This is a genomic window from Chromobacterium piscinae (assembly GCF_021129175.1).
In the GTDB taxonomy this organism is placed as follows: Bacteria; Pseudomonadota; Gammaproteobacteria; order Burkholderiales; family Chromobacteriaceae; genus Chromobacterium; species Chromobacterium piscinae.
Genome location: NZ_JAJOHV010000029.1, coordinates 1 through 22,981, shown reverse-complemented (window position 1 = coordinate 22,981; position 22,981 = coordinate 1). Strand labels below are relative to the sequence as shown.

The 22,981-nt window shown below is 65.6% G+C and carries 20 protein-coding genes; 4 read left to right on the top strand and 16 right to left on the bottom strand.

Features of this window, described 5'->3' with window-relative positions; genetic code table 11:
- Positions 1-24: 24 nt before the first annotated feature.
- The 10 genes from murB to LQR33_RS10285 all read right to left on the bottom strand — a co-directional run bounded on the left by murB (position 25) and on the right by LQR33_RS10285 (position 11,987).
- Positions 25-1,050: a UDP-N-acetylmuramate dehydrogenase gene (murB, locus tag LQR33_RS10330; protein ID WP_166438570.1), complete on the bottom strand. Its 1,026-nt coding sequence runs from the start codon at positions 1,048-1,050 to the stop codon at positions 25-27.
- Positions 1,047-2,444, bottom strand: coding sequence for an MATE family efflux transporter (locus tag LQR33_RS10325; RefSeq protein ID WP_231468805.1), 1,398 nt, complete (start codon positions 2,442-2,444; stop codon positions 1,047-1,049). Before LQR33_RS10325 ends, murB begins: the two co-directional genes overlap by 4 nt.
- A gap of 141 nt (positions 2,445-2,585) precedes the next feature.
- Positions 2,586-2,885, bottom strand: coding sequence for a hypothetical protein (locus tag LQR33_RS10320; RefSeq protein ID WP_166438568.1), 300 nt, complete (start codon positions 2,883-2,885; stop codon positions 2,586-2,588).
- Between the two features lie 378 nt (positions 2,886-3,263).
- Positions 3,264-3,980, bottom strand: coding sequence for a two-component system response regulator KdpE (kdpE, locus tag LQR33_RS10315; RefSeq protein ID WP_231468803.1), 717 nt, complete (start codon positions 3,978-3,980; stop codon positions 3,264-3,266).
- 20 nt (positions 3,981-4,000) lie between these two features.
- On the bottom strand, positions 4,001-6,688 hold the full coding sequence (locus LQR33_RS10310; RefSeq protein ID WP_221665204.1) for a DUF4118 domain-containing protein: 2,688 nt from the start codon (positions 6,686-6,688) through the stop codon (positions 4,001-4,003).
- A 6-nt stretch (positions 6,689-6,694) separates the two neighbouring features.
- A complete protein-coding gene (kdpC, locus tag LQR33_RS10305; protein WP_231178430.1) occupies positions 6,695-7,273 on the bottom strand; it encodes a potassium-transporting ATPase subunit KdpC in 579 nt (192 codons plus the stop codon).
- 78 nt (positions 7,274-7,351) lie between these two features.
- Positions 7,352-9,466: a potassium-transporting ATPase subunit KdpB gene (kdpB, locus tag LQR33_RS10300; RefSeq protein ID WP_166438564.1), complete on the bottom strand. Its 2,115-nt coding sequence runs from the start codon at positions 9,464-9,466 to the stop codon at positions 7,352-7,354.
- 24 nt (positions 9,467-9,490) lie between these two features.
- Complete coding sequence (kdpA, locus tag LQR33_RS10295; protein WP_231468801.1) at positions 9,491-11,299, bottom strand: potassium-transporting ATPase subunit KdpA; 1,809 nt, start codon at positions 11,297-11,299, stop codon at positions 9,491-9,493.
- 2 nt (positions 11,300-11,301) lie between these two features.
- On the bottom strand, positions 11,302-11,391 hold the full coding sequence (gene kdpF, locus LQR33_RS10290) for a K(+)-transporting ATPase subunit F (protein ID WP_021476355.1): 90 nt from the start codon (positions 11,389-11,391) through the stop codon (positions 11,302-11,304).
- Positions 11,392-11,798: 407 nt separating this feature from the next.
- Entirely contained in the window at positions 11,799-11,987 is a 189-nt protein-coding gene (locus LQR33_RS10285) for a hypothetical protein (RefSeq protein ID WP_011135152.1), read from the bottom strand.
- 367 nt (positions 11,988-12,354) lie between these two features.
- Between LQR33_RS10285 and LQR33_RS10280 the strand changes: the two genes are divergently transcribed.
- The gene (locus tag LQR33_RS10280) at positions 12,355-13,104 is read left to right on the top strand and encodes a sulfite exporter TauE/SafE family protein (protein WP_231178432.1); all 750 of its coding nucleotides are present in this window, start codon (positions 12,355-12,357) and stop codon (positions 13,102-13,104) included.
- 159 nt (positions 13,105-13,263) lie between these two features.
- Here LQR33_RS10280 and LQR33_RS10275 read toward each other — a convergent pair whose 3' ends face one another.
- From LQR33_RS10275 to recA, 6 genes are all read right to left on the bottom strand, one after another.
- Positions 13,264-14,010 carry a substrate-binding periplasmic protein gene (locus LQR33_RS10275; RefSeq protein WP_221668601.1) on the bottom strand — a complete coding sequence of 249 codons (747 nt, stop codon included), beginning with the start codon at positions 14,008-14,010 and terminating at the stop codon, positions 13,264-13,266.
- Positions 14,011-14,224: 214 nt separating this feature from the next.
- Complete coding sequence (locus tag LQR33_RS10270; RefSeq protein WP_166438560.1) at positions 14,225-14,710, bottom strand: GNAT family N-acetyltransferase; 486 nt, start codon at positions 14,708-14,710, stop codon at positions 14,225-14,227.
- Between the two features lie 114 nt (positions 14,711-14,824).
- Positions 14,825-17,458 carry an alanine--tRNA ligase gene (gene alaS / locus LQR33_RS10265; RefSeq protein ID WP_231468799.1) on the bottom strand — a complete coding sequence of 878 codons (2,634 nt, stop codon included), beginning with the start codon at positions 17,456-17,458 and terminating at the stop codon, positions 14,825-14,827.
- A gap of 63 nt (positions 17,459-17,521) precedes the next feature.
- Positions 17,522-17,980 carry an SRPBCC domain-containing protein gene (locus LQR33_RS10260; protein WP_021476349.1) on the bottom strand — a complete coding sequence of 153 codons (459 nt, stop codon included), beginning with the start codon at positions 17,978-17,980 and terminating at the stop codon, positions 17,522-17,524.
- A 3-nt stretch (positions 17,981-17,983) separates the two neighbouring features.
- Complete coding sequence (gene recX / locus LQR33_RS10255; RefSeq protein WP_166438558.1) at positions 17,984-18,442, bottom strand: recombination regulator RecX; 459 nt, start codon at positions 18,440-18,442, stop codon at positions 17,984-17,986.
- Positions 18,442-19,494, bottom strand: a complete 1,053-nt coding sequence (gene recA / locus LQR33_RS10250) for a recombinase RecA (RefSeq protein ID WP_021476347.1) — start codon at positions 19,492-19,494, stop codon at positions 18,442-18,444. The genes recX and recA overlap by 1 nt, the downstream gene beginning before the upstream one ends.
- Before the next feature lie 157 nt (positions 19,495-19,651).
- Here recA and hrcA point away from each other — a divergent pair, with 157 nt between their 5' ends.
- From hrcA to dnaX, 3 genes are all read left to right on the top strand, one after another.
- Positions 19,652-20,674: a heat-inducible transcriptional repressor HrcA gene (gene hrcA, locus LQR33_RS10245; protein ID WP_166438557.1), complete on the top strand. Its 1,023-nt coding sequence runs from the start codon at positions 19,652-19,654 to the stop codon at positions 20,672-20,674.
- A gap of 32 nt (positions 20,675-20,706) precedes the next feature.
- A complete protein-coding gene (gene mltB / locus LQR33_RS10240; RefSeq protein WP_221665208.1) occupies positions 20,707-21,747 on the top strand; it encodes a lytic murein transglycosylase B in 1,041 nt (346 codons plus the stop codon).
- 97 nt (positions 21,748-21,844) lie between these two features.
- A partial coding sequence (gene dnaX / locus LQR33_RS10235) for a DNA polymerase III subunit gamma/tau (RefSeq protein ID WP_231468797.1) occupies positions 21,845-22,981 on the top strand: 1,137 nt, incomplete at its 3' end.

The window sequence follows — 22,981 nt, the reverse complement described above, 5'->3', positions numbered from 1 at the left end:
ATTGCGTTGTCGGGGGCTGGGCGCTTACAGGATCAGCGGTTCCGGTTCCAGCGCCACGCCGAATTTCTCGCTTACCGAGCCCTGCACCTTGCGCGCCAGCGCATGCATTTGGGCGCCGGTGGCCTGGCCGTGGTTGACCAGCACCAGCGCCTGTTTGTCGTGCACGCCGGCGTCGCCGTCGCGATAGCCTTTCAGCCCGCATTGATCGATCAGCCAGCCCGCGGCCAGCTTGACCCGGCCGTCGGCGGCGGGATAGTTGGGCAATTGCGGATGGCGCTCCAGCAGCGCGGCGGCCTGTCTGGCGTCGACGACCGGATTCTTGAAGAAGCTGCCGGCGTTGCCCAGCACGGCGGGATCGGGCAGCTTGCTCTGGCGGATGGCGACCACCGCCCGGCTGATGTCCAGCGGGGTCGGCTGATCCACGCCGTCGGCTTGCAGCTGTTTCTGGATGTCGCCATAGCCGGTGCGCAGATCCGCGCGGCGGGACAGCCGGAAGCGGACCGCCGTCACCAGCAGCCGACCGGCGGCCTCGCGCTTGAACACGCTGTCGCGGTAGCCGAAGCGGCACTCGGCGTTCGACAGCGTCAGCGCCTCGCCGTTCCGGTCCAGCCGCGCGCACACCACTTCCAGCAACCGGTCCTTCACTTCGACGCCGTAGGCGCCGATGTTCTGCACCGGGCTCGCGCCGACGGTGCCCGGTATCAGGCTGAGATTCTCCAGGCCGAACCAGCCTTGGGCCAGCGCGTGCTGGACGAAGCCATGCCAGTTTTCGCCGGCTGCGGCCTCGACGATCACGTCATCGCCGTCCTCGCCCAGCAGACGGATGCCGGCCAGCGCTACCTTGACCACCAGGCCGGGATAGTCGCGGGTCAGCAGCAGGTTGCTGCCGCCGCCCAGCCACAGCACCGGGCCTTGCCGGTACAGGGGATGCGCGAGCAGGGCCGGCAGGTCGGCGGCATTGTCCAGTTGGCAAAAGTGGGCGGCGCGGGCGGCCATGCCGAAGGTGTTGTAGGGGCGCAGGTCGACATCCGCGCGAAACTGCAGGGTCATAACAGGATTCCTTGGTCGCGGTGCAGCCGCTTGCGGCTGGCGCGGGCCAGATAATAGGTCAGAAGCAGGCCGGCTACGGTCAGACTGATCACCAGCGCGGTCCAGAAGCCATAGATGCCCATCCGCGGCACGATCCAGTCGGTCAGCCCCAGCAGCATGCCCAGGCCCAGGCCCACCATCCAGAACGAGGTGATGTGGATCAGCATCGGCACCGCGGTCAGCTTGTAGCCGCGCAGCGCGCCGGAGGCGATGGTCTGGGCGGCGTCGGTCAGTTGATAGACGGCGGCGAACAGCAGCAGCGAGGTGCCCATCGCGATCACTCTGGGATCGGTACTGTACATCCACATGATGGGCTCGCGCAGCAGCAGCACCAGCAGCATCGCGCCGCCTGCCATCGCCAGCCCCATCAACATGCCGACGCCGGAGATGAAGCGGGCGGCCTTGTAGTCGCCGGCGCCAGCGTGGTGGCCGACCCGCACCGACAGCGCGGTGGCCACGCTTTGCGGCAGCATGTAGATCAGGCTGGAGAAGTTCAGCACCGACTGGTGGGTGGCCACGACCACAGTGCCCAGCTCGGCGATCAGCAGCGCGATGAAGGAGAACAGGCTGACTTCGACGAAGAAAGACAGACCGATGGGCACGCCCAGCCTCAGGAAGGCGATGAAGCGGCGCCAGTCCGGCGCGGCCAGCCCGGCAAGGATGCGATTGTCGCGGAAATTGCGATGCCAGCTGACATAGGCGAGCAGCGCCAGGCAGTTGAACCAGAACGCGATGCCGGTGGCCCAGCCGCAACCGGCGCCGCCCATCTTGGGCATGCCGAACAGGCCGTGGATCAGGATGTAGTTGAGCGGGACGTTCAGCGCCAGCGCCAAGAGGCTGACCACCATGATGGCCTTGGGGTGGCCCAGGCTGGAGGCGTAGGCGTGCAGCGCGCGGTGGATCATCGCCGCCGGCATGCCGATGGCCGCGCCGGAGATGAACAGCATCACCTTGTCGGTGACCTCGGGCGGCAGGTGCAGCCAGTGGCGCAGCGGCGCTTCCAGCGCCAGCATCAGGCCGCCGCCTAGGATGCCGAGGATGAGGCCGAACCACAGGCCCTGGGCCGCGTCGTGGCTGAAGGCGCGCTGGTCTCGGGAGCCCAAATGGTGGGACAGGATGGGATTGAGCGCGGCGACCACGCCCATCAGCGTCACGTAGGCGGTGATGAACACGCTGGCGCCCAGCGACACGGCGGCCAGGTCGTCGGTGCCGACGCGGCCAGCCATCACGGTGTCGACGAAGCTGGTGGCCACCTGGGCGATCTGGGCGACCATCATCGGCAGCGCGAGTCCGGCGATCTGGCGCGCTTCGGCCAGGATTTCGGCGCGCGAGGCGCGGTTGAGTTCGAACAGCATGCGGTCCTGCGGATTTGGGGCAGAAACTGCCGATTATAGCCGCCCCGCCCGCATACTGTCTGCATAAGGACAGCCAAGCCCCGTGGACATGGCGCCACGTTGCGCTACGGAGTATAGACCCAGGCGCTTGGCGGGACGCGCTTAGAACCGCACCGGCGGATCGCGCCGCAGATCGCAGCTGATGATCAGCTCGCCGCCGAAGCGGGTGTTGATCGCCAGCGCGTCGGCCAGGCTGATGTCGCGGACGGTCAGTTGCTGTTCGCCGCGGTCTATGTCATAGCCCTGGTCGCGGGCGAAGGCGGCGAGGTCGTGCAGGGCGCTGTCGTCGCCGGACGGCAGCGGTGTGGCGCTCAGGCTGCCACAGAGGGGGCGAGGTCTTCCCACGGCATCAAAAATCGCAAAAGAGAAATCGGTATAGCTGTCTTGCAGGCAGTCGTACATTTTTGGCTCTCCCAGGTTCGGTCGCGCTGCGCGTGCCGGGCCTGGATGGCCGGCGACGCTTTAGCAGGATTTTTCGGCGCCCTGCAAGTTGTCATTAACTCGGCGCCTGAGCCGATCCGAAACCGCCTGCGGGAGAGCATGCCCCGGCCAGCCATGAAAAAACCCGCTGGCCATTAAGCGCAAGCGGGTTGATCCGGATACGCTTTAGCTGGCATTTATCAAGCGCCCGCAAGCTGTGTCAAATCGGCGCATGAACGTTAGATTATGCCGATGGCAGCGGGCTGTCAACCATCCTACGGCAGCGCCCGCGCCGCCAGCGGGATTTCATCCGGCAACGACTGTTCTTCGCGATCTCTTGAGCGAGGCGGGCGATATCTTTCAATCCGCCGGCTGGCGCAGCTCCTGCTCCACCAGCCGGTAGCCGACGCCGGTTTCGGTGACGATGTGGCGCGGCATCGCCGGATTGTCTTCCAGTTTCTGCCGCAGATGGCCCATGTAGACGCGCAGATACTGGTTGTGTTCGGAGAATGACGGCCCCCATACCGCCAGCAGCAGCTCGCGGTGGGTGATGACCTTGCCGGCGTTGCGGATCAGCGTGGACAGCAAGCGGTATTCGATGGGCGTCAGATGCACCGGCGTTTCGCCCTTGTGCACCAGGCGGTTGACCAGATCCACCTTGATGTCGCCGAACTGGAAGGTTTGCTGCGCCGCCGCGCTGCCGTGGATGCGGCGGCGCAGCAGCACCCGGATCCGCGCCAGGCATTCGGCGACGCCGAAGGGCTTGGTCAGGTAGTCGTCGGCGCCGGCGTCCAGCGCCGCCACTTTCTCGGTCTCCTGGGTGCGGGCCGACAGCACCAGGATGGGGATGTCGCTCCACTCGCGCAGGCTCTTGATCACGTCTATGCCGTTCATGTCCGGCAGGCCCAGGTCCAGGATGACCAGATCGGGCTTGCGGGTCGCCACCTCTATCTGTCCCTGCTTGCCGGTCTCGGCCTCGTAGACGGTAAGATTCTCCTCTTCCAGCGCCGCCGACAGGAAGCGGCGGATCGGCTTTTCGTCTTCGATGATCACTACGGAAATGGGTGCGTCGTTCATGTCTTGTCGCTCTTGTGGTTTCAGGCGTCGTCCGGCGGCAGCGCGGGAGGCGCGCCGGCCGGCAGCGTGAAGCAGAAGCGGGCGCCGTGCGGACGGACATTGCCGGCTTCTATCGTTCCGCCGTGGTTTTCAATGATGGCGCGGCAGATGGCCAGGCCCAGGCCGACGCCGGGCGTGGTGGATTCCGGCGCGCCGCGCGTGAATTTGTCAAAGGCGCGGTGCTCCATGCTAGCGGGCAGGCCCGGGCCGTCGTCGGTGACGGTGATGCGGACCTTGTCGCCGTCGTGGCGGGCGGCCAGCTCGATGCGCGATCCGGCCGGCGTGTACTTGCCGGCGTTCTCCAGCAGGTTGACCAGCACGCGCTCGATCAGCACCGCGTCGTATTCCAGCACCGGCAGGTCGCGGCTGAGATCCAGCTCCAGCTTGTGGTGGCGCAGGCTGCGCTCGCAGGCGCGCACGGCGCTGCCGACGACTTCGTCCAGCAGCTGCCATTCCTTGTTCAGTTTTACGCCGGATTGCAGCTTGGCCATATCCAGCAGATTGGTCACCAGCTTGGTCATCCGCAGCGCCTCGTCCTGGATGGACTGGGCGATCTCGGCTTGCTGGCCCGGCGGCAGGGTGGGAGCGTTCAGCATATTGGCCATGCCCAGCATATTGGTCAGCGGCGTGCGCAGGTCGTGGGACACCACCGACAGCACGCTGTTGCGCAGCCGCTCCGACTCCATCGCCACGATGGCGTCTTGGGCCACTTCCACGTAATGCACCCGCTCAAGCGCCAGCGCGATCTGGGCGGCGCAGGTCTCCAGCAGCCGCTGTTGCTCCGGCAGGAAGGGGTGGACGGTCTCCTCCGGCAGCAGCGCGATGACGCCGCGCACCCGCATCGGCGCTTTCAGCGGCACGTAGAGCGCGGCGTTGGACGGCAGCGTGTTGGTGCCGAGGCCGGCCGGCTGCTGGTTGTCGAACACCCACTGCGCGACGCCGGCGTCGGCGTCGTTGCCGCTGTCGGTGGCGGCGCGCAGGCGGTCCTCGCTGTCGGGAATGAACAGCATCACCTTGGCGCGGAACAGCGGCTCCAGCCGGCCGACCGCGGTTTCGATGATTTGCGAGGCGGTCAGCGCGCCGGCCAGTTCGCGGCCCAGGTCGTACAGCGCGCGGGTGCGGCGCTCGCGGTAGGTGGCGATGGTGGCTTCGAAGCGGAAGCGGGCGGTCAGCTGGCTGATGATCAGCGCCACCACCAGCATCACGATGAAGGTCAGCAGGTATTGGGTGTCGGACACCGCGAACGACAGCTGCGGCGGCACGAAGAAGAAATCGAACGCCGCCACCGACAGGAAGGACGCCAGCACGCCGGGGCCGCGGCCATAGCGGGTGGCGATCAGCACCACCGCCAGCAGATGCACCATGATCACGTTGGACAGCGCGAAATAGGGCACCAGCAGGTGGTTGAGCTCGGTGGTGGCGAAGCAGATGGCGGCGGCGGCGAGGTAGCCGCGCGCGGCGTTGCCGGACTCGCTGTCGCTGAACAGCAGGCTGGGCACGCGCTTGCCGCGCCTGTCCGCGTCTTCTTCCAGTTCATGCGCCACCACGTAGACGTCGACATCGCCTGACAGGCGGCTTAGCTCGGCGACCAGCGAACCTTCCCACCGCCGGGCGATCCAGCCGCGGTTGGATTTGCCGACCACCAGCTTGGACACGTTGCGGGTGCGGGCGTAGGCCAGCAAGGTGGCGGCCAGCGAACTGCCGCCCAGCACCGTGGTTTCGGCGCCCAGCTCCTGCGCCAGCCTCAGCCCCTTCAATATCCGCGCGCGCTGCTCTTCCGGCAGCCGCTGCAGCTTGGGCGTCTCCACGTAGACGGCGATCCAGTCGGCGTCCAGATTGGCGGCCAGCCGCTTGGCGCTGCGCACCAGCTTCTCGGTGCCCGGTCCGGGGCCGACGCAGACCAGCAGCCGCTCGCGCGCGTGCCAGACCGGTTTGATCGACTGGTCGGCGCGGTAGGCGCGCATCTGCGCGTCGACGCGGTCGGCGGTGCGGCGCAGGGCCAGTTCGCGCAGCGCCAGCAGATTGCCCTTGCGGAAGAAATTCTTCACCGCGCGCTCGGCCTGCTGCGGCAGATAGACCTTGCCGGCGGCGAGGCGGGACAACAGCTCGTCCGGCGGCAAATCCACCAGCGAGACTTCGTCGGCCATGTCGAACACATGGTCGGGCAGCGTTTCCCTGACGATGATGCCGGTGATCTGGCCGACCACATCGTTAAGGCTCTCAAGGTGCTGCACATTGAGAGTGGTGTAGACATCGATGCCGGCGGCGAGCAGCTCCTCCACGTCCTGCCAGCGCTTGGGGTGGCGCGAGCCGGGGGCGTTGGAGTGGGCGAACTCGTCGATCAGGATCAGTTGCGGATTGACGGCGAGCGCCGCGTCGATGTCGAATTCCGACAGCGCGCGGCCCTTGTACTCGATCCGGCTGGGCGGCAGTACTTCCAGGCCGTCCAGCTGGGCCGCGGTTTCCTTGCGGCCGTGGGTTTCCACCACACCGACCAGCACCTTGACCCCTTCCTGTTGCTTGATCCTCGCGGCGGCCAGCATGGCGAAGGTCTTGCCGACGCCGGCGCAGGCGCCGAAGAAAATCTTCAGCCGTCCGCGCTGAGCCTCCAGCTCTTCGCGCTTCAGTTCATCCAGCAGGGCATCCGGGTCGGGGCGCTGATCGGTCATGCGGGTTTAAGCTTTCTTGGAGAGTTCGTCCAGCGCCAGATTCAGCTCCAGCACGTTGACGCGCGGCTCGCCCAGCAAGCCGAAGGTTTCGCCGACGACGCGGCCGTCGACCAGCTTGCGCACCGCGTCTGCCGGCAGTTTACGCGCGGCGGCCACGCGGTCAACCTGGTAATAGGCGGAGGCCAGCGAGATTTCCGGGTCCAGGCCGCTGGCCGACGCGGTCACCAGGTCCACCGGCACCGGGCCGGTCTGGGTCGGGTGCGCCTTGCGGATCGCTTCCACATTGCCTTTCACCGCGGCCAGCTGCGCCGGATTGGTCGGGCCCAGGTTGGAGCCGCCGGAACTGCCGGCGTTGTACGGCATCGGGCTGGTGGCCGACGGGCGGCCCCAGAAGTATTGCTCGCCGGTGAAGCTCTGGCCGATCAGCCGCGAGCCCACCACCTTGCCGTCTTTCTCGATCAGGCTGCCGTTGGCCTGCGCCGGGAATGCCGCCTGGGCGATGCCGGTGGTGGCGAGCGGGTAGGCGAGGCCGGTGATCAGCGACAGGCCGCCGAAGATCACCAGCAGGGGACGAATGACTTTCATGATAATCCTTTCCATTCTATTGGCGCGGAGCGCGCCGCGTCGCCGGGCTCCCGGCATGCCGGGAGCCGCGGCCGCCGCTTACACCAGGCCCATCGCGCCCAGCAGCATGTCGATCAGCTTGATGCCGGCGAAGGGCACCAACAGGCCGCCCAGGCCGTAGACCAGCAGGTTGCCGCGCAGTAGCTCGGCCGCGCTTCGGGCGTGGTATTTCACGCCTTTCAGCGCCAGCGGAATCAGCGCCACGATGATGACGGCGTTGAAGATCACCGCCGACATGATGGCCGAGGCCGGACTGTTCAGGCCCATCACGTTCAGCGCGTTCAGCTGCGGGTAGGTGCTGGCGAACGCCGCCGGGATGATGGCGAAGTACTTGGCCACGTCGTTGGCGATGGAGAAGGTGGTCAGGGAGCCCCGCGTCATCAGCATCTGCTTGCCGATTTCCACGATCTCGATCAGCTTGGTGGGATTGGAGTCCAGATCCACCATATTGCCGGCTTCCTTGGCCGCCTGGGTGCCGGTGTTCATCGCCACCGCCACGTCTGCCTGGGCCAGCGCCGGCGCGTCGTTGGTGCCGTCGCCGGTCATCGCCACCAGCTTGCCTTCGGCCTGATGGCTGCGGATCAGCTTGAGCTTGGCTTCCGGCGTGGCCTCGGCCAGGTAGTCGTCCACGCCGGCCTCGGCGGCGATCGCGGCGGCGGTCAGCGGGTTGTCGCCGGTGATCATCACCGTCTTGATGCCCATCTGGCGCAGCTCGGCGAAGCGCTCCTTGATGCCGCCCTTGACGATGTCCTTCAGCTCGATCACGCCCAGCGCGCGGTTGCCTTCGGCCACCAGCAGCGGGGTGGAGCCGCGGCGGGCCACGTCCTCGGCGTTTTTCGCCAGCGCGTCGGGGAATTGCCCGCCTTGTTCGGCGATGTGGCGGCGGATGGCGTCGATGGCGCCCTTGCGGATCTGGCGGCCGTCGTAGTCGATGCCGGACATCCGGGTTTGCGCGGTGAACGGGATGAACACGGCTTCATGGCTGGCCAGCTGGCGTTCGCGCAGATTGAATTTCTGCTTGGCCAGCACCACCACGCTGCGGCCTTCCGGCGTTTCGTCGGCCAGGGAGGCCAGCTGCGCGGCGTCGGCCAGGTCTTTCTCGGACACGCCCGGCGCCGGGATGAAGGCCGATGCCTGGCGGTTGCCCAGCGTGATGGTGCCGGTCTTGTCCAACAGCAGCACGTCCACGTCGCCGGCGGCTTCCACCGCGCGGCCGGAGGTGGCGATCACATTGGCGCCCATCATGCGGCTCATGCCGGCCACGCCGATGGCGGACAAGAGGCCGCCGATGGTGGTCGGAATCAGGCAGACCAGCAGCGCCACCAGGGTGGTGATGCTGATCGGCGTGCCGGCCTTGGCCGCGTCCACGCTGAACAGCGAAAACGGCAGCAGCGTCACGGTGACGATCAGGAACACGATAGTCAGCGCCACCAGCAGGATGGTCAGCGCGATCTCGTTCGGCGTCTTCTGGCGCTTGGCGCCTTCCACCATCGCGATCATGCGGTCGAGGAAGGTTTCGCCCGGATTGGCGGTGATCTTCACCACGATCCAGTCGGACAGCACGCGGGTGCCGCCGGTGACCGAGGAGAAGTCGCCGCCGGACTCGCGGATCACCGGCGCCGATTCGCCGGTGATGGCCGACTCGTCCACCGAGGCCACGCCTTCGATCACGTCGCCGTCCACCGGGATCACGTCGCCGGCTTCCACCAGCACGTAGTCGCCCTTGCGCAAGGATGTGCCGTCGACGATGCTCTTGGCGGCGCCGTGATTGCCGCCGGCCAGCTTCTTGGCCACCACGTTCTTCTTGGCGGAGCGCAGGCTGGCGGCCTGGGCCTTGCTGCGGCCCTCGGCCAGCGCCTCGGCGAAGTTGGCGAACAGCACGGTGAACCACAGCCACAGCGCCACGGCCAGGATGAAGCCGGACGGGGCCTCGCCATGGCCGACCAGCGACTGGATCCATAGCGCCGTGGTCAGGATGCTGCCCGCGTACACCACGAACATCACTGGATTGCGCCACTGGGTGCGCGGCGACAGCTTCCTGAACGAGTCGACGATGGCGGGCTTCATCAGCGCCGGATCGAGCAGCGACTTGCTCGCGCTCTTGTGGCTGGCGGCGGGGGCCGCCAGCTGCTTGGAATGATTATTGTCGTTCATATCGAGTTTCCTTGACTGACGCGCTTAGCGGGCGGCGAGCATTTGCAGGTGCTCGACCACCGGGCCCAGCGCCAGGGCCGGAACATAGTTGAGGGCGCCCACCAGCAGCACGGTGCCGATCAACAGCGTAACGAACAGCGGGCCGTGGGTAGGCAGGGTGCCGCCGGTGACGGCCAGGCGCTTCTTGGCGGCCAACGAGCCGGCGATCGCCAGGATGGGCACGATCATGAAGAAGCGGCCGAAGAACATCGCGAGGCCGGTCATGATGTTGTAGAACGGCGTGTTGGCGGACAGGCCGGCGAAGGCGCTGCCGTTGTTGTTGGCGGCCGAGGTGAAGGCGTAGAGGATCTCGCTGAAGCCGTGCGCGGCCGGATTGGCGATGCCGGCTTTGCCCGCGGCCAGGCTGACGGCGATCGCGGTCAGCGCCAGCACCAGGGTCGGGGTCACCAGGATGGTGATCGCGGTCATCTTCATCTCGTAGGTTTCGATCTTCTTGCCCAGGTATTCCGGCGTGCGGCCCACCATCAGGCCGGCGATGAACACCGCCAGAATCGCGAAGATCAACATGCCGTACAGGCCGGAGCCGACGCCGCCGAACACCACTTCGCCCAGCTGCATCAGGAACATCGGCACCAGGCCGCCGATGGGCGTCAGCGAATCGTGCATCGCGTTGACCGCGCCGCAGGAGGCGGAGGTGGTCACGGCGACGAACAGCGAGGTGTCGATGATGCCGAAGCGGGCTTCCTTGCCTTCCATATTGCCGCCGGACTGCAGCGCGCTGGCGCGCTGGTCTATGCCCAGCGAGCTGTATTGCGGCACGCCGGCCTGCTCGGCGTTGGTTTCCACCACCACCGCGGTGGCGAACATGATGGTCATCGCGGCGAGGATGGCCCAGCCCTGGCGGCGGTCGCCGACCATGCGGCCGAACAGGAAGCACAGCGCGGCCGGAATCAGGAAGATGGCGATGTCCTGCAGGAAGTTGGCCAGCGGCGTCGGGTTTTCATACGGGTGAGCGGAGTTGGCGTTGAAGAAGCCGCCGCCGTTGGTGCCCAGCATCTTGATCGCTTCCTGCGAGGCCACCGGGCCCATCGGCAGCGTCTGCGTCTGGCTGGTCTTGTCCTCCATCACCGGCTTGCCGTCCTTGCCCAGCACTGGGTTGCCCTTGGCGTCTTGCTTAGGCTGCTGGTATTTGACGGTTTCGACGGTATGGACGTCCTTGTAGGCGGACAGGTTCTGGATGGCACCCTGCTGGGTGAAAATCAGCGCGAATACCACGGCCAGCGGCAGCAGCACGTACAGCGTCATCCGGGTGATGTCCACCCAGAAGTTGCCGATCTTGGCGCTGCTGTGGCGGGCGAAGCCGCGGATCAGCGCGATCACCACGGCGGCGCCGGTGGCGGCGGACACGAAGTTTTGCACCGTCAGTCCCAGCATCTGGGTCAGGTAGCTCATCGTGGTTTCGCCGCCGTAGCTTTGCCAGTTGGTGTTGGTGACGAAGGAAATGGCGGTGTTGAACGAGGAGTCCGGCGATACCGCGGCCATCGCCTGCGGATTGAACGGCAGCATGCCCTGCAGCCGTTGCAGCGCGTAGACGGCGACGACGCCCAACACGTTGAACAGGATCAGCGCCACCGCGTAGCCGCGCCAGCCCATCTCTTCATCCTGCTTGATGCCGGCCAGGCGGTAGAACGCGCGCTCCAGCGGCGCGAAGAAGCGGACCGGCCCGACATTTTCCCCCTGCATGACGCGCGTCATGTAAGCGCCCAGCGGCCAGGCCAGCGCGATCAGCACAACCAGGAACAAGCCCAGTTGCAGCATGGCGGGTGTGCTCATGATTAGAAATTCTCCGGTTTGACCAATGCGTAGATCAGGTAGACGAACAGTCCCAGCGCCAGCAAGGCGCTGATCAGATACCAGGCAGTCATTGCTTGCCTCCCAAACGGTCGCAGGCTGCGATCAAGAGCCAAGTCAGCGCGCCAAACAGCGCGATGAGGCCCAGGTAGAGCAGATCCATAACGAAAATCTCCATACGTAATGTGCGATGTGGAAGGTAATCAAACCGGCGTCAAAAACATGATAAAAGCGCGCTAATGGGCATAAAGAAAATATAAAAATTATCTTTATCGGCAATTTTTTGATCGATTAATTAGCGGTTTGGCTGTTTTTTTGATTTTCTTTAGCTGGGGAGCCGGGATGTCGGAGAGTTTGAAGGCTATGTCCGTCGGGCATCAACGGGCCGTTAGGGCGGGAGAGGGAGATGTAAAGAAAAACAGGAGACGCTCAGCCTTGGGCGGGGAAAGGCTGCAGGGGGCCAGCGGCCCCGGGTGGAGAGTCAGAACAGATCGTCGCAGCGATCGGCCAGGAAGCGGGCGTCGTCGCGGTCGTGCGCGCGCTGGCGAACCTTCTGTTGGCGGGATCTTTCTTCGTCGCTCAGCTGGGGCTTGGCTACTGCGTAGAGAAAGCTTTCATGTTGGTCACGGGCTTGTTTTCTGCGAACGCTCAGGGGGATACGAGAAATCATCCTGCACCTTTCGATCTCGAAACGTGGGCTTCTCAGGGGGGCCTGGCGGCTGGCGTGCTGTTGGGTGTCGCAAGCGGTCAGGCTGCGCCCTGACAGTATCAAGTTGACGCGATTTGCCTGGTTTGTAAAGCACTTGGGTGTAAATCGGGAAGGGGTTGTGGCGTTCCTTGTCGTTTTGTTCATATCGAAACATAGTCGAGCCGTGTTACGCCGGCTTGACGCTGCGATGAAACCTGCATGGACGCATGGGTTAGTGTTGTTGATCATAAAGTTGTAGCTAATAGGTCTAAATTGTTATAAGCAAAGCGCGTAGGATCAACGACATCTTGCAGCATGAATGGGGGCTCCCATGGATTTGGGATATACGATGGCGGGATTGGCCGTCGGTTTCATCGTCGGCTTGACCGGGGTGGGCGGCGGCTCGCTGATGACGCCCATTCTGCTGTGGTTCGGCATTTCGCCGGCAACCGCCGTCGGCACCGACCTGCTGTACGCCGCGGTGACCAAGGCCGGCGGCGTGGTGGTCCATCACAAGCAGCGCCACATCGATTGGCGCATCACCTGGCACCTGTCGCTGGGCAGCGTGCCGGCCGCCTTGCTGACGCTTGGCCTGCTGTCTTGGCTGCACGTGCCGGCCCAAGTGATGGACGCGTTGTGCCGCTTCGTTCTGGGACTGGCCTTGCTGCTGACGGCCTTCGCCATCCTGTTCAAGCCCTGGCTGCTGAAAGTCGGCGGCCATCATGCCGCCAAGCTGGGCGTCGATGGCCGCTGGTGGCCGACGGCGCTGGTCGGGGTTGTACTGGGCGTGCTGGTGACGCTGAGCTCGATCGGCGCCGGCGCGCTGGGCACCTTGGCGCTGTTCATGCTGTATCCGGCGCTGCCCACCACGCGGCTGGTCGGCACCGAGATCGCCCACGCGGTGCCGCTGACGCTGGTGGCCGGCCTAGGCCACGCCGGCATGGGCCACCTGGACTGGGTGCTGCTGTTGAAGCTGCTCAGCGGTTCCTTGCCGGGCATCTGGCTGGGCAGCCGCTTGGCCGGCCGCCTGTCCGACCATTGGCTGCGGCCGGCGCTGGCGGTGATGTTGGCGCTGGCGGGCGGCAAGCTGGTGCTGTAGTTTTTTGCGCCGCTGACAAAAGCCCGACCCCGCGTTGCGCCCCTGTGCCCTATGGTTTTCAGTGCCTGGGCCGCGGCGCGCCTTGGCTTGGGACTTTTATCCGCGGTGGCGGCGTTTGGAGAGGCCCGATCCTGCGCCGCGTTTCCTTCCGCTTATTTCCTATGGATGGTTGTAGCGCTTCAACAGCGCGGCGTAGCGGCCATCCTGCTTGATCTTGTCCAGCGCCGCCTGCAGCCGGGCGGCGTATTCCGGCTTGCTGTCCTTCTGCAGCGCGAAATAGAAGCGGGTGCGGTCGTCCAGCACCAGCACCGGTTCCAGCTGTTCCGGATTTTGCCCCTGCTGGCGAGCGGCGTAGCGCTGGAACAGGCCGACGCCGGCGCTGAACTGCACGCGGCGCGCGTACAGCAGTCTGGCTGATTGGGCCTCATCGTTGGTCAGCACCAGATTGTCGCTGGCGGCGAAGCCCTTTTCTTCCAGTATCTTCTCTCCCGGCGTGTCGCGCGCCACCGCGATCTTGGCCCGCCGGATTTCGTCCATCGATGCCGGCGGCGCATGCGGTCCGGCCAGCCGGAATACCTCGATCGGCAGCGGCAGCGCCGGGCCTATCCATTTGAACCACGCTTCGCGCTCCGGCGTTCTGACCGTCAGATAGAGCAGGGTATTGGGCGTTTGCTGCGCCTCCCTCAGCGCCCGGCTCCACGGCTTGACTTCAATCACGGCGCGCAGGCCGCTGTCGCGCAGCATCATCTGCAGTAATTCGTTGGAAAAGCCTTTGTGTTCGCCTCCTTCCTCATAGCTGAGAGGGGGCAGGGATTCGGTCAGGGCGAGCAGCTCGGGAGGCGGCGCTTCCGCGCGGGCGGACAGGGCCAGGAGTTGGCAGAGCAGGGCGATGAGGGCGACGCGCATGGATGTCTCCGGTGCGGCAGCATGTTTTCATTTCCCACTATAAGCGCGGCGGACAAAAAAAAGAGCCCCGGGGGTGCCGGGGCATCAAAGCAAACAACAAAGGAGAAGCCATAAGAAGCATGGTTATATTAGTAATTTATGATTTCATGTGCTTTGATTTGAAACAAACTTACAGATTTTGTTGGTTTGGATAGTTGTGACTATTACAAGACGCTCAGGCTGCCGCCAGCGTCTTGCTCAGTTCGATGCGCTCGTCGTCGATGCCGGCCGGGTAAGGCTGGGCCGCGCTCTGGCTGTAGCCCAGCCGCTGGTAGAAGCGCAGGTTGTCAGGCAGCCGGCGGCGAGTGGACAGTTTCAGCCTTTGCACGCCTTGCAGGCTGAGTTGCCGCTCCGCGTGGCTCATCAACGCCGATCCGAGACCGTAGCCTTGCCAGTCCGGGTGGGTGCAGACGCGCTTGACTTCGGCGCAGCCGTCGTCGGGCGGCAGCACCAGCAGGCAGGCCACCGGCTGTCCTTGCCGTTCGGCGACGAAGATCTGGCTGCCGCTGGCCAGGTGTCCGGTTAGGCTGGCGACGGTTTCGTCCAGCGCGGTGGGGCGGCTGGGCAGCATCGTTTGCAGCGGGCCGAAGGCCTGTTGCAGCAATAGGCGGATGGCGGGGAGGTCGTCCCAGCCGGCGAGGCGAAATGCGGTGTCGCTCATGGCGTGCTCCTGAGGATGGGCCGCCGTCGAGTGTAATGAAAAATTATGAAGATATGAAAAACGGCCACATGGAATCCATGTGGCCGTTTGTTCTGCACAACAAGAGGGGACGGTTTACAGCTTGCCGGCCACCCAGGCTTGCACGCCTTTCAGCGCGGCGTCCAGGTTTTCCGGCTGGGTGCCGCCGGCCTGGGCCATGTCCGGACGGCCGCCGCCTTTGCCGCCGACTTGCTGGGCGACGAAATTGACCAGTTCGCCGGCTTTCAGCTTGCCGGTCAGGTCGGCGGTGACGCCGGCCACCAGCGCCACTTTGCCGTCGCCCTTGGCGGCCAGCACGATGGCGGCGGAGCCGAGCTTGTCCTTCAGCTTGTCCAGCGTTTCGCGCAGCGCGGTGTTGTCGGCGCCCGGCAGCTCGACCGCCAGCACCTTGACGCCGTTCACGTCGGCGGCGGCGTCGGACAGGCTGTCGCCGGCAGAGGCTGCCAGCTGGCCTTTCAGCTTGGCCAGCTCCTTCTCGAGCGATTTCACGTTGTCCTGCAGCGCGGTGATCTTGGCGACCACCTCGTCGCTGGTCTGCGCCTTCAGCGCGCCCGCGGCTTCCTTGATCAGCGCATCCTGAGCCTGGATGTAGGCCAGCGCGCCTTCGCCGGTGACGGCTTCGATCCGGCGCACGCCGGCGGCCACGCCGCCTTCGACCACGATCTTGAACAGGCCGATGTCGCCGGTGCGCTTGACGTGGGTGCCGCCGCACAGCTCGGCGGAGAAGTCGCCCATGGTCAGCACGCGCACTTCGTCGCCGTACTTCTCGCCGAACAGCATCATCGCGCCGGACTTCTGCGCGTCTTCCATGCTCATCAGCTCGGCCTTGACTTCGTAGTTGGCGGCGATCACGTGGTTGACCACGCGTTCAAGCTCGGCGATCTGCGCGGCGGTGACGGCTTCGCCGTGGGCGAAGTCGAAGCGGGTGCGCTCTGGATTGACCAGCGAGCCCTTCTGCACCACGTGGCCGCCCAGCACATGGCGCAGCGCCGCGTGCAGCAGGTGGGTGGCGGAGTGGTTGCGGGCGCTGGCCTGGCGCTGGTGCAGGTCGATGGTGGCGGTGACGGCGTCGCCCACCTTCAGCGCGCCGCGGGCGAGCTTGCCCTTGTGGCCGAAGGCCGCGCCCTGGATTTTCTGGGTGTCGGCCACGTCGAACAGCGCGGCGATGCCGCCGGCGGCGGAGATTTCGCCGACGTCGCCCACCTGGCCGCCGCCTTCGGCGTAGAAAGCGGTGTGGTCGAGGACCACGATGCCTTCGTCTCCGGCAGACAGGCTGTCCACCGCTTCGGTGCCCTTGTACAGCGCCAGGATCTTGGCGTCGACGCTGCTCTTGTCGTAGCCGTGGAAGCGGGTGTCGTCGCCGTTGTAGGCGATCTTGCCGCTCATCTTGAAGTTGGAGCCGGCGCGGCCGCGCTCGCGCTGCGCTTCCATCGCGCGCTCGAAGCCTTCCAGGTCGGCGTGGATGCCGCGCTCGCGGCAGATGTCGGCGGTCAGGTCCACCGGGAAGCCGAAGGTGTCGTACAGCTTGAAGATGGTGTCGCCGTCCAGAGCGGTCTTGCCGCCTTCCAGCGCAGAGTCCACCAGGCCCATGCCGATTTCCAGCGTCTCGGCGAACTTGATCTCCTCGGCGCGCAGCGCGTCTTCGATATGCGCCTGCTTCTCACGCAGGTCCGGATAGGCTTCGCCCATCTCGGCCACCAGGTCGGCGACGATCTTGTGGAAGAACAGGCCCTTCTGGCCCAGCTTGTAGCCGTGGCGGATCGCGCGGCGGGCGATGCGGCGCAGCACGTAGCCGCGGCCCTCGTTGGACGGCAGGATGCCGTCGGCCACCATGAAGGAGCAGGCGCGGATGTGGTCGGCGATCACTTTCAGCGACGGCACGTCCTGGCTGTATTCCACGCCGGTTTCGCGGGCGGCGGCGCGCACCAGACAGGCCAGCGCGTCGGTCTCGTAGTTGGACTTCACGTGCTGCAGCACGGTGGACAGGCGCTCCAGGCCCATGCCGGTGTCGACCGACGGCTTGGGCAGCGGGTGCAGCGTGCCGGCGTCGTCGCGGTTGAACTGCATGAAGACGTTGTTCCAGATCTCCATGAAGCGGTCGCCGTCTTCGTCCGGGCTGCCCGGAGGGCCGCCGGCGACGGACGGGCCGTGGTCGAAGAAGATCTCGGTGCACGGGCCGCAGGGGCCGGTGTCGCCCATGGTCCAGAAGTTGTCGGACGCATACGGCGCGCCCTTGTTGTCGCCGATGCGGACGATCTTGTCTGCCGGCACGCCTACGGTGTTGTGCCAGATGTCGTAGGCTTCGTCGTCGGTGGCGTACACCGTCACCATCAGCTTGTCCTTCGGCAGCGCCAGCCATTGCTCGCCGGTAAGGAATTCCCAGGCGAAGGTGATGGCGTCGCGCTTGAAGTAGTCGCCGAAGCTGAAGTTGCCCAGCATTTCGAAGAAGGTGTGGTGGCGCGCGGTGTAGCCGACGTTTTCCAGGTCGTTGTGCTTGCCGCCCGCGCGCAGGCATTTCTGGCTGGTGGTGGCGCGGGTGTAGTCGCGCTTCTCGAAGCCCAGGAACACGTCCTTGAACTGCACCATGCCGGCGACGGTGAACATCAGCGTCGGGTCGTTGCCGGGGATCAGGCTGCTGGAGGGAACTACCTGGTGGCCTTTGGAGGCGAAGAAATCCAGGAATTTCTTGCGAATTTCAGAAGTTTTCATGATTTTCGGTCAATTTTCAAAATCTGGTCCGGGCGCCGTGCCAGGACGAATCCATCGATTGTGTCAAGCCGGGGCCTGGCTGGCAAGCGCTTCGCAGCGCCGCTTCAACGCCTGGTTCATCTGCAGGAAGCCTTGACGGGCGCGCTCCAGCAGTCCGTCGCCGATCAGCGGCAGCAAGAGGCCGGAGAAATCCTCGACGTGATGCAGGCGGGTGCCGCCGCCATCCAGCGCTTCCAGCCGGAAGCGGTGCTCGCCGTCCAATAGGCCGGCAACGAGCAATTTGCCGCGCCAGGCCATCAGGCTGCCGGCGGAGAATTCGCTCAGCCGGGGACGGAAAGTCAGGCGGCGTCCGCCTGGCGGATGGAGAGTGGCCACCAGCCGGGCGCCGGCTTCGTGGCGGCCATGCAGGCCGACGATGAACGGGTTCCATTCCGGGTAGCGCCGCCAGTCGGTCAGCACCTGCCACACCCGCTCCGGGCTGGCGGCGATGTCGATTTCGGTGGCGATGCTGCGCGTTGCCATGGCTCAGTCCTCGTAGAAGTCGTCGTCTCCGCCGCTCGCCAATACCTGGCGGATCACGTCGGCGGGAAAGCCGCGCTGCGCCAGGAAACGGTATTGCTTGGCTTTTTCCGCCGCGTCGGCCGGCAGCCGGCCGAATTTCTTGCGCCACTGTTCGCGCGCGCTGGCGAGGTCGTCCTGGCCGGACAGCGCTTCGCGTATGGTTTCGCTGTCCACCCCGCGCTGGCGCATTTCCTGCGCGAGGCGGCGGCTGCCGAACTTGGCGCCCTTGCTGCTGGCGAACTGGCGGGCGAAACGGTCGTCAGACTGCCAGTCGGCGGCGGCCAGTTCGTCCAGCGCCGCGTTCAGCTCGTCCTCGCTGTCGGCAAAAGGCGCGAGCCGCCGAACCAGTTCCTGCCGGGTGTATTCCCGGCGGGACAGCAGTTCGGCGGCCCGCGCCTTCAGGCTTTTGCCTTCCGCCGCCATCAGGCGTCGAAGGCGTCGTCGGCGAACTCTTCGTCGCCCTGGGCTTCGTTGATCTCGATCTTGATGCCCACCGCTTCGCGGATCTTGCGCTCGATTTCCTCGGCGATGGCCGGGTTGGCCTTCAGCCATTCGCGGGTGTTGTCCTTGCCTTGGCCGATCTTCTGGCCGTTGTAGGCGTACCAGGCGCCGGACTTGTCGACGAAGCCGTGCTTGACGCCCAGCTCGATGATTTCGCCCTGGCGCGAGATGCCTTCGCCGTACAGGATTTCGAAATCAGCCTGGCGGAACGGCGGGGAAACCTTGTTCTTCACCACTTTGACGCGGGTGTCGTTGCCGATCACTTCCTCGCCCTTCTTGATGCCGCCGGTGCGGCGGATGTCCAGGCGCACGGAGGCGTAGAACTTCAGCGCGTTACCGCCGGTGGTGGTTTCCGGGTTGCCGAACATCACGCCGATCTTCATGCGGATCTGGTTGATGAAGATCACCAGGGTGTTGGTGCGCTTGATGTTGCCGGTCAGCTTGCGCAGCGCCTGGCTCATCAGGCGGGCTTGCAGGCCGACGTGGCTGTCGCCCATCTCGCCTTCGATTTCAGCCTTCGGCACCAAGGCGGCCACCGAGTCGATCACGATCAGATCGACGCCGCTGGAGCGCACCAGCATGTCGCAGATTTCCAGCGCTTGCTCGCCGGTGTCCGGCTGCGAGATCAGCAGGTCGTCGACTTTGACGCCCAGCTTTTGCGCATATTGCGGGTCCAGCGCGTTTTCGGCGTCGATGTAGGCGCAGGTGCCGCCCAATTTTTGCATCTCGGCCACTGCTTGCAGACACAGGGTGGTCTTGCCGGACGACTCCGGGCCGTAGATTTCCACCACGCGGCCGCGCGGCAGGCCGCCGACGCCCAGCGCCAGGTCCAGGGTCAGCGAGCCGGTGGAGACCACCTGCAGGTTTTCGTTGATCTGGTTGTCGCTCATGCGCATGATCGAACCCTTGCCAAATTGTTTTTCAATCTGGGAAAGGGCCGCGGCCAGCGCCTTGCTCTTGTCTTCGGAAGCCATGCTGTCTCCAATGGGGTAGGTCGGACCAATGATGGGGGCGATTATCGCAGAAAACCAGAGGGCTAACAGCAGCTTGGGGAGGGCGGTTTTCGTGCCATGGTCGTAAAGCCGCGCCACGCCCCCTTTTGGCGCGGTGCAGGATGTGTACAATGGGGACATGATGAACGAACGCGCCCAACATTTGCTGAAGGCGCTGATCGAACGGTATATCGCCGACGGTCAGCCGGTGGCTTCCAAGACTCTGTCGCTGCTGCCCGGGGTGGAGCTGTCGTCGGCCACGGTGCGCAATGTGCTGGCCGATCTGGAGAACATGGGCCTGATCGCCTCGCCGCACACCTCGGCGGGCCGGATTCCCACCGCGCGCGGCTATCGGCTGTTCGTCGACCGGCTGCTGACGATACGGCCGCTGGACGAGCTGTCGCGCCACGAGCTGGAGGCTAATCTGCAGCCGGACAGCCCGCAGCGCATCGCCCAGGCGGCGTCGTCGCTGCTGTCCGAGCTGACCAGCTTCGCCGGCGTGGTGCTGACGCCGCAGCGCAGCGACGTCGCCTTCCGCCAGATCGAATTCCTGCGCCTGTCCGAACGGCGGGTGCTGATGATACTGGTGACGCTGGACGGCGACGTGCAGAACCACCTGTTGAACACCGAGCGCGACTATACGCCGTCCGAACTGGTGGAGGCCGGCAACTTCATCAACCAGCATTACGCCGGACAAGGGCTGAGCGCCGTCACGTCGCGGGTGGAGGGCGAGCTGCGGCAGCTGCAGGGCGACATCGCCGAATTGATGGCCGCCGCGGTGAAACTGGGCCAGCAGACGCTGGCCAAGCGCAACGAGGACGTGGTGGTCAGCGGCGGCTCGAGGCTGCTGCAGGTGCATGATCTGTCGGATGATCTGTCGCGGCTGCGGGAGCTGTTCGGCGTGTTCGAGCGCAAGACCGAACTCCTGAAATTGCTGGCGCAGGGACGGGAGGCGCAGGGGGTGAACATTTTCATCGGCGAGGAGTCTGGAGTCATGACGCTGGACGAATGTTCGGTGGTGACCGCGCCCTACTGCATCAATGGCCAGGTGGTCGGCACGCTGGGCGTGGTCGGCCCCACCCGCATGGCCTACGAGCGGGTGATCCCCATCGTCGACATCACCGCCCGCCTGGTCAGCAACGCCTTGTCCTTCCGCGAATGAACTCGAGCCATACCAAAAAAGAAAGCAGAATCATGAAATCGATGTTGAAACTGGCCATCGCCGCCGCTTTGGCCGGCGCGGCCTTCACCGCTCCGCAAGCCCAGGCCGACGCCGCCTTTCTGGCGCGCCCCGACGTGCAGCGCTACATCGACGAGCAGGTGGCCACAGGCCAGTTCAACCGCCCCGAGCTGGAGGCGGTGTTCGCCAATGTGGAGCTGAAGCCCAACATCATCCGCATCCTCGACAAGCCGTCCACCTCGCGGCCGTGGTATCAATTCCGCGCGACGACCGTCAACGACAAGCTGATCGTAGACGGAACCGCGTTCTGGCAAGGCAACGCCGACGCCCTGGCGCGCGCCGAGCGCGAGTACGGCGTGGCGCCGGAGGTGATCGTCGCCATCCTGGGCGTGGAAACCCATTACGGCCGCAACACCGGCAGCTTCCGGCTGGTGGACTCGCTGTCCACCATCGGCTTCGACTACCCGCGCCGCGCCGAGTACTTCCGCGGCGAACTGACCCAGTTCCTGTTGCTGGCCAAGGAAGAGGGCAAGGACCCGCTGACGCTGAAGGGGTCCTACGCCGGCGCGATGGGCCTGCCGCAATTCATGCCGTCCAGCTACCGCAAGTGGGCGGTGGATTTCGACGGCAGCGGCCATCGCGACATCTGGAGCAACCCGCACGACGCCATCGGCAGCGTCGCCCATTACTTCCAGCTGCACGGCTGGAAGCGCGGCGACGACATCGTGGCGCCGGCCAGCGTGGCGCCGGAAGCCCAGGTCGACAAGCTGCTGGCCGACAAATTCAACCTGCACTACACGGTGGGCGATCTGCGCAAGATGGGCGTGGCGCCGCAAACGCCGCTGGCCGACAACGTGCCGGCGGTGTTGTTCTCGCTGGAAACCGCGCCCGGCGTCACCGAATACTGGCTGGGCCTGAATAATTTCTACGCGATCACCCGCTACAACCGCAGCACGCTGTACGCCAAGGCGGTGCAGGAAATCGCCGGCCAGCTGCGGCAGCGCTACTACGCCTCGCTGGCGCAGCGGCCGGACCCGGCCTCCGCCGCGCAGTAAGACGCGGGCTTTCGCAACAAGACGCCGGCGCCGCCAGGAAGGCCGCGCCGGTGAAACCTGTCGCCTTGCGCGGCAATTGCCATTAAAATCCGCCCCCATGAGCTATCAAGTCCTTGCCCGCAAGTGGCGCCCCAAACGCTTCGCCGACCTGGTCGGCCAGGAGCACGTGGTGCGCGCCCTCTCCAACGCCCTGAAAGAGCAGCGGCTTCACCACGCCTACCTGCTGACTGGCACCCGGGGCGTAGGCAAGACCACCATCGCCCGGATTCTGGCCAAGAGCCTGAACTGCGAAACCGGCACCACGGCCGAGCCCTGCGGCGAATGCCAAGCCTGCCGCCAGATCGACAGCGGCCGCTTCGTCGACCTGCTGGAGATCGACGCCGCGTCCAACACCGGCATCGACAACATCCGCGAAGTGCTGGAAAACGCCCAGTACGCGCCGACGATGGGCCGTTTCAAGGTCTACATCATCGACGAAGTGCATATGCTGTCGAAGAGCGCGTTCAACGCGATGCTGAAGACGCTGGAAGAGCCGCCGGGCCACGTCAAGTTCATCCTGGCCACTACCGACCCGCAGAAGGTGCCGGTGACGGTGCTGTCCCGCTGCCTGCAGTTTTCCTTGCGCAATATGACGCCGCAGCAGGTGTCCAGCCATCTGGCCCATATGCTGGACGTCGAGGGCATCCAGTACGAGGCGCCGGCGCTGGCCTTGCTTGGCCGCGCCGCGTCCGGCTCGATGCGCGACGCGCAGTCGCTGCTGGATCAGGCCATCGCCTACGGACTGGGCGAGGTCAAGGAAGACGGCGTGCGCGCGATGCTGGGCGCGGTGGATCGCCGCTACCTGTTTACCCTGCTGCAGGCGCTGGCCGCCGCCGACGGCCCGGCGCTGATGGCCGAGGCCGACCGCCTGGCCGAACGCGGCGTCAGTTTCGATTCCGCGTTGTCCGAACTGGCGGTGCTGCTGCAGCAACTGGCGCTGGCGCAGACGGTGCCGACGGCGCTGGCTGCCGACGAGCCCGAGCGCGACAGCTTGTTCGCGCTGGCCGACGCCATCGCGCCGCAGGACGTGCAGCTGTACTATCAAATCGCCATCCATGGCCGCAAGGACCTGGCGCTGGCGCCGGACGAGCACGCCGGCTTCAATATGGCGCTGCTGCGGATGCTGGCCTTCCACCCGGCCGTCGCGCCGGCGGATAGCGCCGCGCCCGCGCGCCCGGCCGCTCCGTCCCAGCCG